Below are 16,807 nucleotides of genomic sequence, written 5' to 3' on the forward strand. Positions count from 1 at the left end.
AATCCAGTAGCTTTTGAAGCCTTGTATTACCAAAAAGCAGGATGAGATTTAAATTGTAATTATTTAACTAACCCGCAAAAAGTGTAAACCGAAAGTGAACCACGTCATATCAATTGAGCTTCGCCCAATCAAAATATCCTTTTTTTGAGAGAATTTGTACGGATCTTTTATAAAAAGAAAATGCCTCTTCTTATCCATTTTGAGAATCACAGCATTTTCATTGTTATCACCAATTGGTCTGCTTTTTTGTAAAGTCGGTACATCCGGAACGTGTATTACATCCTTGAACAGTAGATTTGCAGTTAAAGATTGCCTGAAATACCTCGTATGCTCATAAGTATCAAAGTAGTAAGCACTGGGACCTTTAATCTTCTTCATTTCTGATAAGCACACAGCATCCTCTCCTACTTCTTTTTGGTGACTTAATTTGTTATAGTAATCCAACCGACGCCTTATGTAGCCAAGGTCATGCCCATTCGGAATTGACAATTTTTTGGCTAAGTTTTGCTGATAAAATCTACCAGGCACCATTTGCATCAGATAGTTTTTCACATAGGTAGCTATGTTGTTTTTTCTGATGGACAGTAAAATTTTATTAATGGTCACGCCTACTTTCATTGATTATATAAGATATTAGTCCGATCTGTTAATTCGCTAACCCCGATTTGCAAGCGGGCGAGCCTAAAACTACTTCACCCTCCCTGGATTTTCTGTCACAAATGCTCCCCAGCCTCCCTTTTTAGATTTTTTGGATGAGCTTGACGAGGTTGATGCAGGTGAATTGGCGTGGTAATGATGGCATATTGCAATGGCAATTCCATCGGTGGCGTCCATAAACTCTTTACTCAATTCCATTTTCAGTATCTTTTCAAGCATGTAGGCAACTTGCTCCTTCGAGGCATTGCCGCTTCCTGTAACCGACTGCTTTACCTTTTTGGGCGAATACTCTACAATAGGAATGTCGCGAGCCAAAGCTGCTGCCATGGCAACTCCCTGAGCACGGCCAAGTTTCAACATCGACTGCGGATTTTTTCCGTAAAACGGATCTTCAATGGCCATTTCGTCTGGCAGGTAATCGGTGATCAACTGAGAGATACGTTCAAAGATTTTCTTTAACTTCAGTTCGTGGGTAGTATATTTGCTCAAATGAATCACACCATATTGAACAAGCGTAATTTGCTGACCTTTTACCGAAATAACACCGTAACCCATGATCTGGGTACCGGGATCAACTCCTATTATCACCTTTTCGGGGGCATCAGCCTGCTGCATTTTTATCATGGTGCAAGATAAGGAACTCTCCAATCCAAAAGAAAAAAGAAGCTGGCGAAAGCTTTTGTGGCTTGGCAAACTCGTGATCACACTACTTATACTGGGTTATATTTACAAGACTTTCAGAAACGAACAAAAAGGCATTGCCGACATAGGGCGCATTTTCAGCAATGTACTCGTATCTGCAAATGCTCCTACACTTGTGCTCATGCTCCTGCTGGTACCAATTAACTGGGCATTAGAAAGCATGAAGTGGAAACAACTCGCCAAGCGCGTGGTGGATCTTACATTTTGGGACGCTTTCCGGGGAACGCTAACGGGCCTGGCCATAGGCGTTGCCGCACCCGCTCAGTTGGGAGACACCATTGGCAGAGTGGCGGCCTTGAAATCGGATAACCGACTTAAAGCAATTGGCGCTGCGATTGTTTCCAACGGTATACAATTCTACGTATCCGTCGTCGGTGGAACAATAGGCTGGTTTCTTGTTCAGGATCGGCTTCAGATGAGCGAATCGAGCAAACAGGGACTGAATTTGCTTTTATTAACCATCATCTTTTCTGTCTGGCTGGTGATGTTGTTTCGGGGAAGGCTTAACGGATGGAATCCTGCAAAAAAATATCTTCAAAAATTACTTGGCTACATCAGGATCATTGGTGAATATACCAAATCCGATCTGCTTCTGGCAACCACTTTCGGTAGCCTCCGGTACATTGTATTTCTGTCACAGTTTGTGCTGGCACTATCGTTATTCGACTTCCGGTTGGGTTTTGTTTCTTTGAGCGCATGCGTAGCACTTATCTTTCTGGCAAAGACACTCATTCCTGCCATTAACGTATTAGGCGACTTAGGATTAAGGGAATTTACTGCTCTATTTGTCTTTAAACAGTATAATCTACCACCGGAAGAAATTATTACAGCGACTTTCCTTATTTGGATTATCAACGTGCTCGGTCCGATCCTGATTGGTATTTTCCTGATCTGGAAATACAAGTGGAAAAACCTTTTCCGTTAAAGTTTTGCTTCAACAACCATGCAAGAATATATACTTCCCGTTCTTATTTCAATACTCTGGATTTTGGCCGGAAGCTATTTTATATTCACCGTTTCACTAAAATATTTATGGAATAAATTACCTCAAAAGTTCTTGTCAAATTCAAAGGACAATTTCATTACCGTTATTGTTCCGGTACGAAACGAGCAGGACAACATCGCAAATCTCCTCTTAGACCTCAATCAGCAAAGCATGTCTCCGGCGCAGTTTGAAGTGTTGATTATGGATGACGGCTCCACGGATCGGACAGCAGAACTGGTTCAAAAATGCATACAGGACTTCTCCATCTCCATCCAATTAATTGCGCTTCCGGAAGAAAAGACAACCTCTCCCAAAAAGCGCGCGATTGAAACAGCCCTAGCCATTGCAAAAGGAAATTTGATTGTAGCAACCGATGGAGACTGTCGCGTAGGCTCTGAATGGTTACAATCAATAGCAGATTGCTACGCGGAAACCGGTGCAAAGCTCATCAGCGGACCGGTGACATTCACAGAAGAGAACAACTTGACAGACCATTTGCAAACCGTGGAATTTGCTAGTTTAATAGGAAGTGGAGCGAGCGCCATTTCAGCTGGTTTTCCGTCTCTTTGCAACGGAGCCAACATGGCTTATGAAAAGCAGACCTTTTATGAGGTTGGCGGTTATGATGGCGTACGACACATTGCTTCGGGTGACGATGAATTTCTGATGCACAAAATCGCCGCAAAATATCCTTCCAGCATTCATTTTCTTAAAGATTCGAGAGCCGTCGTCAGAACCTCACCTCATAAAAACTGGACATTGTTTTTCCGTCAGAGAAAACGGTGGGCCAGTAAATGGAAGCATTATCAAAGCAAAACACCACTGGTTCTGGCGCTATATGTTTTTCTCTGCAATTTCGCATTAATAGCCGCCGCCGGCCTTTTCCTTACCAGCTACATATCAGCAAACACATTTGTATTTCTCACAGCCTTGAAAGTCGTCCCGGAATGGCTGTTCCTGGGATCTGTTTTGCGCTTTCTCAACAAAGGCAAATCCATTCTGTATATTCCTGTTACCCAGCTTATTTACCCCTTCTACGTCTGCTTTTTCGGACTGGCTGCGCAAAAGCCGGAGTATGAATGGAAAGGACGAAAGCTGGTGTAGGCTGTAATGTATGAGTCAGGAGTTTTCTGTTAATAGTGTTCAAAGGCGTAACACTAACTAGTGTCGTGTCCCGCGTGAAATGACAGTTACAATAAGTTGCGTCTGAGAGCGAATGTCACCCTGAGCTTTTGTAAATGACTAATTGACAATGAATTACAATACAGCCCGTACTTCGGCTCCGCTACCATTGACGCTTTTTATAAGTTATTGATTAATAATAATTTATAATTGGTCGCTCGCCCTTCTACCGTAGCGGCGGCCGCTCCGCTGCCATGGACACATTGAATAAAGTACACTTGATGTAACAAAAAAAAGATAGAGGGTTGCAGGTTCCAAAGCGGTGCTTGGCGAGACGTGTGCGCTGGTTCGACGAAAAAGCGGGGTGCGCGTATGCCATGCGAATGGAAGCATTTTTTCGTCTTGATTTTTTTGCGGCCGCCGCTGCGGTTACTTTTTTTATCAAGAAAAAAAGTAAGAGCACTGAAAGCTACTACTAAGCCATTTGACAAGTAATTGATTATTAGCATTTTGAGCCTGACCTATTGGGCTTCGACAAGCTCAGTCTGACAAACGTTTTTGCTAATTTTAAGAGCAAAAGTGTCATTTTCAAAGAGCTTGTTTGCTCCAAAAAATAGTTACTCAGGGTGACACTATCTAAGGCGTCATCGCGCCGGCGACCCGGTTATATTGTTTTTTTATAAAATATAATTATTCCTCAGCATGACAACCACTTTAAGCGTCATCGCACCGGCCGGTACGCCGGAGCGGACCCGGTCATATTTTTTTTTATGTAATACAATCATTCCTCAGCATGACAACGGTCAATTTACAGGTGACACGACAATAGTACAGAGTCTTACATTGTCTCACAGAGAAGCGTGTCCGCCGGGCATAAAAAAAACCTGCCGTAGAATATCACAGCAGGTTTAAGTTTATACTAACGTTGAAAGCTTTATTTTTTCAATATTTTGGATGAATGTTTTCCTTCACCATTCACAATGTTGACAATGTAAATTCCTTGTACCAACCCCTGAACATCCACCTTCACATCAGTTTGGTTGGGTGCAGGAATTACACTGGAAACTTTTTTACCGCCTGCTGTAATTATCTCAACGGACTTTACAGGTGAAAAACTTTTCACGTTAAGCTCGTCCTGTGCAGGGTTCGGATAAAAATCAACTGTAAGGCGTGTATCGCAGGTACCCGTTGCCACGCTACGTACCGTGCTGTAATCGATAGTTCCATCCAGATCAACCTGCTGAAGACGATAATAAAAGAATTTCGAAGGAGTGCTTTCTGACGAAAAAGGCGAATCCGTGTAGCTGTAATTGCTGTTGGACTCCACAAATTTAATTTGCCCAAGTGAAGCAAAATTTCTGGCGTCTGCTGAACGCTGCACAACAAAGTGAGAAAAATTCTTTGCTTCGGTCACTTTCCATTTTAGCTCAACATCACAGTTTACCTTTGCTGCTGAGAAGCCTGAAACAGTAACCGGAAGTGATATCGATGGTGCGGTACGACATGCATCTGTGGAAGCAGGATAAGTAATATCAATTGTTTCGGACATTCCCGCCGTTACACGAATCTTAGCGCCTGGTTGCAGGATGCTTGCGAAAGTATCTTCAACCGGCTCCCATTTTCCCTGATTCTTCTGCCATCCCGGATATGCTATGCTTTCTCCCTGCGGCGTAACCTCAGCCCCCGGAAACAAAACCTCGCCTGTAAGTGGCTGGTTATCGTTTTCCATAATAACATCACCTTTTCCGTTGATCCATTCAATTGTGGCAGATGTTGTGCTTCTGGACATTGGACCGGTAACAGCGTAAGACACATAAGGAGCATTGTCAATACACTCCGGTTTCGCCGAAACTTGGATTGTAGGTTCAACCGGTGGTTCAGCAACAGAAGGCAGGAACGGATAGTAATGAATCTCACCACCGCTGTGTATTAAACTCTGAGATATAACCTGACCATTTATATTGTTGGAGCCCTGCTTGATCAGATTTGCCTGTGGCGCAAACACAGTACCGTTTATTTCAGCGTTACCGGCAAGTTTAATAGTCTCTTTTGCATCCACAAAATTGAATATGACCAATCCGCCCTGTCCTGACGCCAAACCACCGATCTGAGGAAAACGCATCGCACTGTTTCCATTTTTTGAAACAAATGCATCAAAGTCAACGATGTTTATAATTAAGCCAAATTTACCATTGTAAGTAGTGGTTCCCGGCTGGGAACCCTGAGGAACTCCTTCCATATTGATGTTGCCAATACCGTCCCAAACCTCAGCTGATACTGTGAGGACATTTAGCTGAGAAGGATCAACAATGATCTTGGGATTATTTCCAATTACCGAACGGTTACGGTATGGTCCTACCGGAGCATTCTCATTTATATTTCCGTTCTGATCGCGGATTGCCAGGTTATCTGCCAGTTGAGCAAGCTGTGCTGATCGTTGTTTCAGCTTTACAAATGCTCCATCCACGTCTATCAAATTGTCTCCTGAACCAAATACGTTTTGACATACTCCATTGACATTTTCATCAATAGCCGGCTTAAAAGTATTGATACCAGCATTGATGTTAATATTAGGACTACTGTCATAACCCTTTGTAGAACTGGTAATTCTAATATTGGAAGCGGCATTGTTCTGATCCCGATACCACACTTTTAGTGAAGTAAAAGATTCATCGTTGGTTTGGCAATTACCAATTTTAACGTAGTTATTGCCATTAATAGCAAGACTTCCGCCTGCCAGTTTTACGTTCCCTCTTACTGCAAGAGCGATGGAAGCGCCGTTCACCTGGTAATTGCCGATCTTAGAATCGAAGCTGATCTGATATTGGCCGGTTGTTAAATTGCCCCCGATTGCAATAGGTCCTTCTGTTTCATGATTGCTAAGGGTTACATCACCCTTGCTAAAAACGTTGAAATTCATTGCGGCGCTTGTGGGACTTTGCGCAAATACATACTGATTAAAAATGAAAATAGATGTAAGGAGAGTTAAAAGTAAATTTTTCACTAAGCTGGTTGAATTTAATAATTGTCTATTCAACAAATATAAAACCCATATTCAGCACCCTTAAGTATTTGGGATGACTCCCCAGTTCCTTGGGGTTAATTTCTATTCTACTGGGGTTTACTAGAACAACAAATAGTATTTTTAGGATACACGCTGAAATACATTTGTCGAACATCTACACCAATGTCAACTAATACCAAAAACAAAAAAAATGACCATCTGCAATAGAAGGTCATTTTTTAGCATAGAAGATGAATTTATTCCATCTATTATGAAAAACTAAAACTACAATTAATTGTAAACTATTTTTGTATTTAACCAAGACTAAAATTCTCGTCGATTCACATCAGTTGCTCGATCCAAGACTTCCTCTGGTGGTTAATTCCTTAATTTCGAGCTGCATTTCCTGCAACATTTTAAGCAATTGCTGCATGTCTGTTTGCGGCTCCGGCAGCTGCTTGCTGTGGAAACTATAGTATTCCCAAATTTCAAGTACATCTGTTATCTGCACCGTATAGGCAAAATACTGCTTGTTAAAGGATTGGAGTACCATGGTTCCGTTATTATTGATGGTAACCTGTTTAAAAACAAAATCCTGATCACCCCGCAGAATCACAATGCAGGGAGTCTGAGGTTTTATCCTCGTCCAATCCTGAACGTACCTCGTAATAATATCGCTTCCCTCAGGTACCGGCAGCATTGAATCACCTGTTGTAGGAAACATTCTAAACGTCCCGTTTTTGGGAAGGTTAGGTAAGTTGAATTTAGGGAGTGTTGCCAAAAATTCCGGATCACTAAATCCAGACCGGTAACCAGCTTTTGCTTTCACCGGAACATATTCGATATTTTCGTTCTCTTCCTTGTCGACAGTAACAGCGAGCACCCTTATGTTACTGCCCTGCATAAATAGTTCGCTGCCCGCTTCAAGGTCTTTTATCTTTTGCTCCGACAACTTACCCAGATCAATCTTAAGTAAACTATCAATACTCATTCTGAAAAACTCAGAAAAGTTGATCAGGTCTTCAATAGTAGGATTTGCAGTTCTACCACTCTCATGCGCATTTAGTTTGACACGGGTAATGCCTAATTTCTCTGCCAATACTTCCTGACTTAGCTTCTGACGCAGACGGAGAAATTTAATGTTTACTGACCAAAACATTTCCTGAGTTCTCATAATCTTATTGATATTTATAAAATCAAACATACGATACTTACAATATCAAATGTAGGATCAAATTTTTATTTTCACAAAAAATATCAAAAATAATTTTGTTTAACTATTTTTGATAAAAGTTAAACAAAATGTCGACATACTCCATTAAAGACCTGGAACGCATAAGTAACCAGAAAGCGCATACCATCAGAATATGGGAACAGCGACATGGTTTGCTTCATCCGGAAAGAACTGACACCAACATTCGCTACTACGATGACAGTCAGTTGAAAAAATTACTTAAAGTATGTACACTGATTAACAGAGGGATGAAGATTTCTCAGATCAGTAAACTGAGTAAGCAACAGATGGCGGCGGAGATAGACCTGATCATCGCTGATTCGTTTCAGGGAGACGTTCATATTGAGGCAATCATCAACGAAGCACTTATAGCCATTTCAACGTATGATGCCGAAATGTTTAATCAGCTTTTCTCTGGCTCAGTGAAAAGGCTTGGCATGAAGAAAACTTATTTACGCATTATTTATCCCCTATTGGTTCGTACCGGATTAATGTGGACCATAGATGATTTGCTGCCCTCCCAGGAGCATTTCCTGTCCAATCTGATCAGACAAAAACTTTTTGCAGCGATAGACGTCCTGCCTTTTCCTGATAACCCCGATCAGACATGGGTTTTGTTCCTGAACGAACATGAGGATCATGAAATAGGATTACTGTTCGCCAATTACATTTTAAGGCAATACGGTAAAAAGGTAGTGTATCTCGGAGCCAGGGTACCCTACGCTGATCTCGCTAGCGTCCTTAATGAATGTAAACCTACACATGTGTATACATTCATTACCGGCAGCCAATGGGAAAAAGAACTGGAACAAATATTGATAAAGTTACGTGGTGACTTTCACCAACATCAAATTTGCATATCCGGCGGCGACCCTGCAATTCAGAAATTCGCAACTGACCAGGCGATAAACAATATTTCGTCTGTGGATCAACTTATTAACATGCTTAACGTACCATATGAATTATAATTCCAGAGCGAAGCAGCAAAAGGTTGCCGTAATAGGATCGGGATTTGCCGGAATGGCTGCTTCTGCTGTACTCGCCAAAGAAGGAGCAAAAGTGACTGTTTATGAGCAAAATGAGGATATAGGTGGGCGCGCAAGAACTTTTCAAAGTGATGGTTTTACCTTCGACATGGGACCGAGCTGGTACTGGATGCCAGACGTTTACGAAAGTTTTTACCAGTTTTTCAATAAGACCACAGCCGATTTCTACGAATTGATCAGGCTTGACCCAGGCTTTGCTGTTATTTTTCCTCAAAATGAAGTTTGGGATATTCCGGCAAGCTTCGATGAGATCTGTGATTTGTTTGAGCAAACAGAATCGGGTGCAGGTGAAAAGCTTAGGAAATTTATCGCCGAGGGCGAGTTCAAGTACAAGGTGGGCATGGGTGATATGGTTTACAAGCCAGGCCATTCTATTACGGAGTTTTTCAGTCTCAAACTTTTCAAGGATGCGCTGAAACTGGATTTATTCTCCTCTTTTAGCGGGCATGTAAGGCGGTATTTTAAAGATTCGCGACTATTGGCACTCATAGAGTTTCCTGTGCTTTTTCTGGGTGCAATGCCCAAAGACACACCTGCGCTTTACAGTCTGATGAATTTTTCGGGATTGAAACAGGGGACTTTCTACCCCATGGGAGGATTCGGAAAAGTTGCCGCGGCGTTCCGGCAAATCGCACATGATGAAGGTGTCGAGTTCAGGACTTCTCAAAAAGTAAATTTTCTTGAAATAGATGCGGGTCTCATCCACCATCTTCACTCCGCTGGAAACAGCAACCCCGTGGACGCCGTGATCGGGTCGGCCGATTACGAGCATATAGAAAGCAAACTTCTGCATAAGCACTATCAGTCTTACTCTGAATCGTATTGGGAAAGCAGAACCTTTGCCCCCTCCTGCCTGCTCTTCTATTTAGGTGTGAATAAAAAGATAGACAAACTCAGGCATCATAATTTATTCTTTGATGAGGATTTTGAGCAGCATGCCGTGGAGATATATAAAGACAAAAAATGGCCGGAAAGGCCGCTTTTCTACGTTTGCTGTCCATCCAAAACAGACCCTTCAGTAGCTCCCGAAGGCGGCGAGAATATTTTTGTATTGATGCCCATCGCTATCGGGTTGCAAGACAGCGAAGAAATACGGACGGAATACTACGAGCGGTTAATGACCCGGCTGGAAAAATTTGTGGGTGAAGATGTGCGAAACCATGTGGTATTCAAGAAAAGTTACGCCACTACGGATTTCGTCAACGATTATAATGCTTACAAAGGCAATGCTTACGGACTGGCCAACACGCTCATGCAAACGGCCATTTTCAAACCAAAAATGAGAAGTAAAAGGGTTAAGAATCTCTATTACGCAGGCCAGCTCACTGTACCAGGCCCGGGGGTGCCGCCATCCATTATCTCTGGAAGAATTGCCGCCATTGAACTACTTAAATCCCTAAAAAGATAAGTTATGAAAATCCTGTTCGACAATCTATCAGCCTCGTGCAGCAAAAAAACGACGCAACTATATAGCACTTCGTTTTCTCTAGGCATCCATTTTCTTAAAACCGGATTTCACGAACCGATCTATGGCATTTACGGGTTTGTGAGGCTGGCCGACGAAATTGTTGATAGTTTTCACGATTATGACAAAGCTTACCTGATGGAGAAAATCAGGACGGATACCGTTGAGGCCATACGAGACGGCATCAGCATCAATCCTATTCTGAACAGCTTTCAGAAAGTGGTACATACCTATAATATAGAATGGGAGCTGATAGACACCTTTTTAAAAAGTATGGAAATGGACCTGAAAAAGCTGGTGCACAATTCTGATTCCTACGAGCAATATATACTGGGCTCGGCAGAGGTGGTGGGGCTGATGTGCCTGCGGGTATTTTCAGAAGGCGACGAAAAAATATACCAGGAGCTGAAACCATTTGCCATGAAACTTGGGGCGGCATTCCAGAAAGTAAATTTCCTCCGTGACCTGCAAGCAGACTATTTACAATTGGGACGCACCTATTTCCCCGGCGTTAACTTTGACCACTTTTCACAAAAAGAAAAGGAAGCGATCCAAAAGGAAATCGAAGAGGATTTTCGGGATGCACTCGTTGGCATTAAAAGGCTGCCAACCGGTGCAAGGCGGGGCGTTTATCTGGCCTATTATTATTACCTGAAACTTTTCATCCGGATAAAGGCGACCCCAGCTGAAAAGGTCATGAACGCACGTATTCGTATTCCGGATTACAATAAAATCGGGCTCATGTTTCGTTCACTAGTAAGGCACCAGTTTGACCTTTTATGATATTTTTTTGTTATCAAATCAACAATGGACCTAAATACCTTTTATAAATGCTATTAGCTTCTGAAAACCTGATGCCCGACCTTATATACGATGAAGTAGTATTGGTGAATGAACATGACGATGAAATCGGATTTATGCCCAAACTGGAAGCTCACCAGAAAGGCTCACTTCATCGCGCATTTTCCGTCTTTATTTTTAACACAAAAGGAGAACTACTTTTGCAGCAGCGCGCTTTGGGCAAATACCACTCCGAGGGACTTTGGTCCAACACCTGTTGCAGCCATCCCCTGCCCAATGAAGCTACCTCCAGCGCGGCCGTACGCAGGTTGCAGGAGGAAATGGGTCTGCAGGCGTCCTTACAATTTCTTTACTCCTTTCTCTACAAAGCGGAGCTCGAAAACGGACTTACAGAGCATGAGCTCGACCATGTTTTTTGGGGAGTATCAGACCATGAACCCATCATCAACACGGCAGAAGTGTCCAACTTCAAATATATTAGTGTAGAGGATCTGGCTGTGGACATCAAGAAAAACCCATCCCGGTATACAGAGTGGTTGAAAATATGCTTTGAAGATGTAATGCGCAAGATTAAACACATTGACTAAAAACTCCGACAGCAAAGGAGGATATCGCTTAACAGTATGAATCCGCTGATTGTAAATATAGCCATTGTAGCTGCCGCGTTTGTAGGCATGGAATGTGTTGCCTGGCTGGCGCATAAATATCTGATGCACGGTTTTCTATGGTTTTTGCATCATGACCACCACCAGCGCGACGACGGCGATTTTTTTGAGAAAAACGACTATTTTTTTGTCATCTTCGCCATTCCCGGAATTGCTTGTTTGCTACTAGGCTTGTACGGAGGTTTCAATCCGTTGTTTTGGGTAGGTCTTGGCATAACGATCTACGGTTTTGCCTACTTCATTGTGCACGATATCTTTATCCACCAGCGATTCAAGATTTTAAGAAACACCAATTTTGTCTATCTGAAAGCAATAAGGAGAGCACATAAAATGCACCACAAGCATTTGGGTAAACACCAGGGAGAGTGTTTTGGAATGCTGTGGGTTCCGCTTAAATATTTCAGAGAAGCTAAAAATGCAGCGGCCAAATGAACTATACCTATCTGCTGGTAGACCTTGCGGCCATTTCCGTTCCGCTGCTATTTTCATTTCATCCCAAGATAGCCTTATACAAAATGTGGCCGTATTTATGGCCTGCCATTTTGTTATCAACCATTCCGTTTATCATCTGGGATAGCTATTTTACGCAAATAAGTGTTTGGGGTTTCAGCCCAAAATACCTGCTAGGAACTTACTTTTTCGACTTACCGATTGAGGAGATTCTATTTTTTATTTGCATTCCTTATGCTTGTCTTTTTACCTATTATTGTTTCAGAATGTTTCTGGGTAATCATTATAAGCTTAAAACTGAGGGCCTGATCACCAACCTGATCCTGGCTATAACCGTACTTTTGGGATTGGTTTTCTCCGACAGGCTCTATACTTCTTATACGGCAATAGGGCTCACCGGTTTCCTTCTTTTCCTTAAATTCATAATGAAACCCAAATGGCTGAGTCTGTTTTACTACTCCCACATGTTTCTGCTCATTCCATTTATCATTGTGAACGGAATACTTACGGGAACAGGTTTAGACCAGCCCATCGTATGGTATAACGATGCTGAAAACATGGGAATACGCTTTTTTACCATTCCCTTGGAAGACGTTTTTTATGGAATGCTGATGCTTTTGCTGAATACCTTCCTATTCGAATTCTTCATGCAAAAGGCTGGCGTGGGTAAAGTGGACGAAACAATGCAGGTGAAGAGTTTTTGGGAAATGGCAAAGTTTTGAGGTCAGGCAGACCCATAAAAACCTATCCATCTATTTCAAAACCGCTCCCCATGCGTAAGCGAAACCAGCTTACTGGTCACGGGCGGAAGCTGGCTTAACACTCTCAGCGCGAGATCGGTTGTAGCATTTTTCCCAAAAAGATATTGAAGATAATAACCCACTTTAATGCGGTTGCCAAAGTTTTTGTCCCAACTCCTTTTGTAATTCACAAGCGTTTGCTCTTTGGTTTGCTTATTATTCAAATATGCAATGAGTTCCGCTGCAAGTAATTTCGATGCACGCATTCCCATACTCATTCCATTTCCGCAAAGTGGAGTAATAGAGCCTGCCGAGTCGCCCAGTAAAAATATACCCTGGTTGTCAGTCGATTTTTTCTTAAAACTGACATTGCTGATCACCAAGGGCTGTTGGGTTAGAAATTCAGATTCTGTGAAATACTTTTTCAAAAAAGGATTTTTAAAAAGCACATTCCGTTCCATCAACCCGATATCCTTACTATTCTTGTTAAGGTTATTGGCTGTGGTCAGATAACACAAACACTGCCAGTCATTATCGACTTTGGAAATACCGCAATACCCGTTTTCGAAATTGTGTAATTCAATACGGTTCGTAGGCAGGTCGGTCCTTACATGATATTTTACACCTATGTAATTCATGCCATCTGACCCTTTCCCTAACTCGGCAGATTGAAGAAAGGAAGGTGTATATTTCCCATAACTTCCGCATACAATTTTGGCGTGATATGTACCGCAGGAGGAATCAATTTCACTCACCTGTTTGTCTGCCTTCCTTACGCCGGTTACCCGACAATTCTCCTTGATTATCACGCCCTTTGAAACAGCGATACTGCTTAACTGATGATCCAGCGTAAATCTGCTAATCCCAAAGCCGCCCATTTTCAGTGTGTGATTGAGCATGAATCCGCGTTGGGAACTGATGCCGAGCTGGTCAATGACAGGCAGATCCATATCGCCAAGGGGCAGCCCAAGTTGATTGAGAAAATTCCAGCTCTCCATCGAAATATATTCCCCACAAACCTTATGAAATGGATACCTGTTTTTTTCGAATACGACCACGGAAAATCCTGCTTCCGCAAGCTGAATGGACAAACACAAGCCGGAAAGTCCTCCGCCAATTATCGCACAATCGTAGCTTGTTGGATCCATATTCTCCATAATCAGTTGTTTGTGTACACGATTACTTCATGGCGAAAAGCCCACTTATTTTTTACAGAATAATTATTCGCACCCGCCTTTTTCAAAATTTCAATCCATTCCGGCTTTTTAAAACCACGAAGAACGGAAAGCGGTGCATCATTTTTAACAAGGTATGATTTGGAAAACAAACCAGTCAGGAATTTGATTGCGTAGTAGGCAATCGGATTACGTTCAAGATCATTGATCACAAGTATACATCCGTGGTCCTGGCAAAATCGGACCAAACCAACTAACTGTTCTCCGGAAAGGTGATGACAAAACAAACATGCGTGAATGACGTCGACCCTGCCGAGATGATTGAACACATTGCGGTAGTCGTCACAGATAAAGTTTACATCTTCATTCTTCAAATTATTCTCAGCATAATCAATGCAAACCTGTTTGAGATCAATCCCATGCAGATCAAGCTGAAAGTTGTTCTTTTTGTCCCAGGAAGAGAGTCGTTTGAGTGTATCGCCTCCGCCGCAGCCAATGTCACAAATGGTGTAAAATTGATCTTTTTTCAGCACTTTTTTGAATGCACTGAAGGAAATCTGATAACCTCCCAGCCAATGATTGATAAAATCCAGCTCCCGGAGATTCTGATAAAGATCCGCAGCCGGTATCTCTGCCTGATCCAGCAGTTCCATTTCTTGACTCCGTGATCTAAACATACGACAGCTGCATGGTTTCAATGCTAAGACCCGGGCCAAATGCCGCAGCAAAAACCTTATCACCCTTATCTTCCAGTCTGGCATTTCCCAGAACATCTTTCAGCACAAACAGCACGGTTGGAGAAGACATATTACCGTAATTTTTAAGAACCTCATAAGACGCTTTCAGCATGCAGCGATCTATTTCGAGCACTGCCGCGAAATCATCCAAAATGCGTTTCCCACCAGGATGAACTGCCCAGTGGCCCACGTCCCCGGGCTTTACTCCTATGGATGCAAGCATGGATTGAATATTACCGCTGATCAGGTCGGGAACGTAAGAGGTCAGGTTCATGATGAAGCCCGTTTCGGATAATTGCCATGCCATATCGTTGTAACCATTATGCAGGATCATCGAATTGAAATCTTTGATTTGAACATGATGCATGAAGTCCCCCTCAGGTTGGGAAGCTACCAGGACAGCTGCTGCACCGTCACCAAAAAGCAGATTGGAAAGCAGATAATCATCATTATATCGTTTTTGAAAATGAATGGTACATATTTCCGTACACACGACCAGCACTTTTGCATCCGGCTGATTGCGGCAAATCGCATCCGCATTTTTCAACGCGATCACCGCGGCGTTACAACCCATAAAGTTGACGCTGCTGCGCTGCACCGAATTTTTCAAACCCAATTCGCGCATCAGCTCAATATCCAGTCCGGGTGCAAAAAGCCCTGTACAGGTCACTGTTATTAAATGTGTGATTCCTGTTTTGATGGAATCAATGTCATTAATTTTCTGAATGGCTTTTAATGAAAGACTTGTGGCATTTTTTCTGTACAAGTCCATGCGCTGTGAGAGGCCAGGCTCAGGAAGAAGATCCGCATTCCCTGCAAAAAAAGTGTAGTCGCCCGGCTCCTTGTCAAAATCGCTTATAACCGAATACCGTCTTTCTATTCCGGTTTTTCCGGCCACAATTTTAATCTTACGTTTGTTGACCGTGTCATCGGTTGAATTGATGTAAAATGAAGCAAGCTTTTCCTGAGAAAAACAATGGTCCGGTACAGCTGTCTCAATAGCAGTGATGTAACTCAAAGGAAATGATTAATAAAAATTAGTACTGTGAAACAACTATTCATACATACGGCTGCGATCAGGTTCATACGCATGGTATTCTTAAAATTGGCATTTGAGATACTCTTACTCACCAGAAAGTACCAATATCCAAAGTACAAAACGATGGGCAAAAAGAACACCTGAATTACAAAAAAAACCGTTCCATCGCCTATGAAAGTAAAATAGAGATAATAGAAAATATTGCAAATGCCAAACATGAGGGCAGTGAAAAGAAATGTTCCTTTGTAGCCAAGCTTGTAACTCAATGTAACGACGCCATCTTTGAGATCCTGTTCGTGCTGATAGATCTGGGTAAGTGGGTAGGCTCCGGCAATTTGAAACGAACACCCCATTAGCAAGAATAAATTCCCCTGGTTTAGCTCCATTGCTTCTCCCGTTATTCCGGCAACGGACATGTAATATGTAAACGCCCCCTGGAAAATAACAACCACCAGAAATCCCGGTACAGCGTATTTTTTCAACCTGACCAATCTCGAACTATAAGCTCTGGACGCAGCAATGTATAGGATCAAACAGATCGAAAACAGCCTGCTTACGAAAACGGCTGCGAGAACGATTGCCGTGATGTCGAGTAACAGCGTTAAATAAAATAAAGACCTGGTGGGCATGGGTGGTTTTTCCAACCCGCCAATACTTCCCTCGTCCCGGTCGATGTAACTGTTGTAACCATTACTTGCGGGATAAATCAGGAAATGAATAATCAGGAAGGATAAAAGTGCTTGTGGCAAAATAATCTGATGCGACTGGCTCAGTGCGAAAAGAAAGAGCGGCATCAAAAAAAAGGAAAATGGTATTCTTAGTAATTTAATCGTATTTCTGTCGGGGAGCATAAGCAAATTTAAAAAATAATAAGTAGCTATTCGCAATTAGTAGTGAGCTATTAGCGCTTTCTAGAAATTACCATATCGGGCAATTCTTTGCAATCACTATCACTGTTGGATACGTGGCGTTTTAATAGCACAAT

At 42.4% G+C, this 16,807-nt stretch carries 16 protein-coding genes; 8 read left to right on the plus strand and 8 right to left on the minus strand.

All coding sequences use genetic code 11. From position 1 onward, the window contains the following. Nucleotides 1-63: 63 nt before the first annotated feature. Nucleotides 64-618: a hypothetical protein gene (locus LZG71_RS19645; protein ID WP_233823237.1), complete on the minus strand. Its 555-nt coding sequence runs from the start codon at nt 616-618 to the stop codon at nt 64-66. Nucleotides 619-687: 69 nt separating this feature from the next. Beyond that, nucleotides 688-1,272: a crossover junction endodeoxyribonuclease RuvC gene (gene ruvC, locus LZG71_RS19650; RefSeq protein WP_310587772.1), complete on the minus strand. Its 585-nt coding sequence runs from the start codon at nt 1,270-1,272 to the stop codon at nt 688-690. A gap of 7 nt (nt 1,273-1,279) precedes the next feature. Here ruvC and LZG71_RS19655 point away from each other — a divergent pair, with 7 nt between their 5' ends. Together LZG71_RS19655 and LZG71_RS19660 are read left to right on the plus strand one after the other, a co-directional pair. Continuing rightward, nucleotides 1,280-2,284, plus strand: coding sequence for a lysylphosphatidylglycerol synthase domain-containing protein (locus tag LZG71_RS19655; protein WP_233823241.1), 1,005 nt, complete (start codon nt 1,280-1,282; stop codon nt 2,282-2,284). 18 nt (nt 2,285-2,302) lie between these two features. Then, nucleotides 2,303-3,448, plus strand: a complete 1,146-nt coding sequence (locus LZG71_RS19660) for a glycosyltransferase (protein ID WP_233823243.1) — start codon at nt 2,303-2,305, stop codon at nt 3,446-3,448. Between the two features lie 952 nt (nt 3,449-4,400). Here the strand turns inward: LZG71_RS19660 and LZG71_RS19665 are convergent. After that, nucleotides 4,401-6,470, minus strand: a complete 2,070-nt coding sequence (locus tag LZG71_RS19665) for a choice-of-anchor A family protein (protein WP_310587766.1) — start codon at nt 6,468-6,470, stop codon at nt 4,401-4,403. A gap of 346 nt (nt 6,471-6,816) precedes the next feature. Continuing rightward, the gene (locus LZG71_RS19670) at nt 6,817-7,644 is read right to left on the minus strand and encodes a LexA family transcriptional regulator (protein ID WP_233823247.1); all 828 of its coding nucleotides are present in this window, start codon (nt 7,642-7,644) and stop codon (nt 6,817-6,819) included. 128 nt (nt 7,645-7,772) lie between these two features. Here LZG71_RS19670 and LZG71_RS19675 point away from each other — a divergent pair, with 128 nt between their 5' ends. Genes LZG71_RS19675 through LZG71_RS19700 form a run of 6 tightly spaced genes read left to right on the plus strand, consistent with a single transcriptional unit; the run spans nt 7,773 to nt 12,853 of the window. After that, nucleotides 7,773-8,672 (plus strand): MerR family transcriptional regulator, encoded by a 900-nt coding sequence (locus tag LZG71_RS19675; RefSeq protein WP_233823249.1) that lies wholly within the window; start codon nt 7,773-7,775, stop codon nt 8,670-8,672. Continuing rightward, nucleotides 8,662-10,158 (plus strand): NAD(P)/FAD-dependent oxidoreductase, encoded by a 1,497-nt coding sequence (locus LZG71_RS19680; RefSeq protein ID WP_233823251.1) that lies wholly within the window; start codon nt 8,662-8,664, stop codon nt 10,156-10,158. The genes LZG71_RS19675 and LZG71_RS19680 overlap by 11 nt, the downstream gene beginning before the upstream one ends. Before the next feature lie 3 nt (nt 10,159-10,161). After that, a complete protein-coding gene (locus tag LZG71_RS19685) occupies nt 10,162-10,998 on the plus strand; it encodes a phytoene/squalene synthase family protein (protein WP_233823252.1) in 837 nt (278 codons plus the stop codon). Nucleotides 10,999-11,045: 47 nt separating this feature from the next. Next, complete coding sequence (idi, locus tag LZG71_RS19690; RefSeq protein WP_233823253.1) at nt 11,046-11,603, plus strand: isopentenyl-diphosphate Delta-isomerase; 558 nt, start codon at nt 11,046-11,048, stop codon at nt 11,601-11,603. Between the two features lie 36 nt (nt 11,604-11,639). Then, the gene (locus LZG71_RS19695) at nt 11,640-12,113 is read left to right on the plus strand and encodes a sterol desaturase family protein (RefSeq protein WP_233823254.1); all 474 of its coding nucleotides are present in this window, start codon (nt 11,640-11,642) and stop codon (nt 12,111-12,113) included. Next, nucleotides 12,110-12,853 carry a lycopene cyclase domain-containing protein gene (locus tag LZG71_RS19700; RefSeq protein WP_233823255.1) on the plus strand — a complete coding sequence of 248 codons (744 nt, stop codon included), beginning with the start codon at nt 12,110-12,112 and terminating at the stop codon, nt 12,851-12,853. Before LZG71_RS19695 ends, LZG71_RS19700 begins: the two co-directional genes overlap by 4 nt. Nucleotides 12,854-12,888: 35 nt before the next feature. Here LZG71_RS19700 and LZG71_RS19705 read toward each other — a convergent pair whose 3' ends face one another. From LZG71_RS19705 to LZG71_RS19720, 4 genes are read right to left on the minus strand one after another with little or no spacing between them, the layout of a single operon-like run. Next, entirely contained in the window at nt 12,889-14,028 is a 1,140-nt protein-coding gene (locus tag LZG71_RS19705) for an NAD(P)/FAD-dependent oxidoreductase (RefSeq protein WP_233823256.1), read from the minus strand. 2 nt (nt 14,029-14,030) lie between these two features. After that, the gene (locus LZG71_RS19710) at nt 14,031-14,723 is read right to left on the minus strand and encodes a methyltransferase domain-containing protein (RefSeq protein WP_233823257.1); all 693 of its coding nucleotides are present in this window, start codon (nt 14,721-14,723) and stop codon (nt 14,031-14,033) included. Then, nucleotides 14,716-15,801 (minus strand): type III polyketide synthase, encoded by a 1,086-nt coding sequence (locus LZG71_RS19715; protein ID WP_233823258.1) that lies wholly within the window; start codon nt 15,799-15,801, stop codon nt 14,716-14,718. The genes LZG71_RS19710 and LZG71_RS19715 overlap by 8 nt, the downstream gene beginning before the upstream one ends. After that, nucleotides 15,798-16,673 carry a UbiA family prenyltransferase gene (locus LZG71_RS19720; protein ID WP_233823259.1) on the minus strand — a complete coding sequence of 292 codons (876 nt, stop codon included), beginning with the start codon at nt 16,671-16,673 and terminating at the stop codon, nt 15,798-15,800. Before LZG71_RS19720 ends, LZG71_RS19715 begins: the two co-directional genes overlap by 4 nt. Nucleotides 16,674-16,807: the final 134 nt, after the last annotated feature.

Origin of the sequence: Dyadobacter sp. CY312 (assembly GCF_021390535.1) — a bacterium.
Classification (GTDB): Bacteria; Bacteroidota; Bacteroidia; order Cytophagales; family Spirosomataceae; genus Dyadobacter.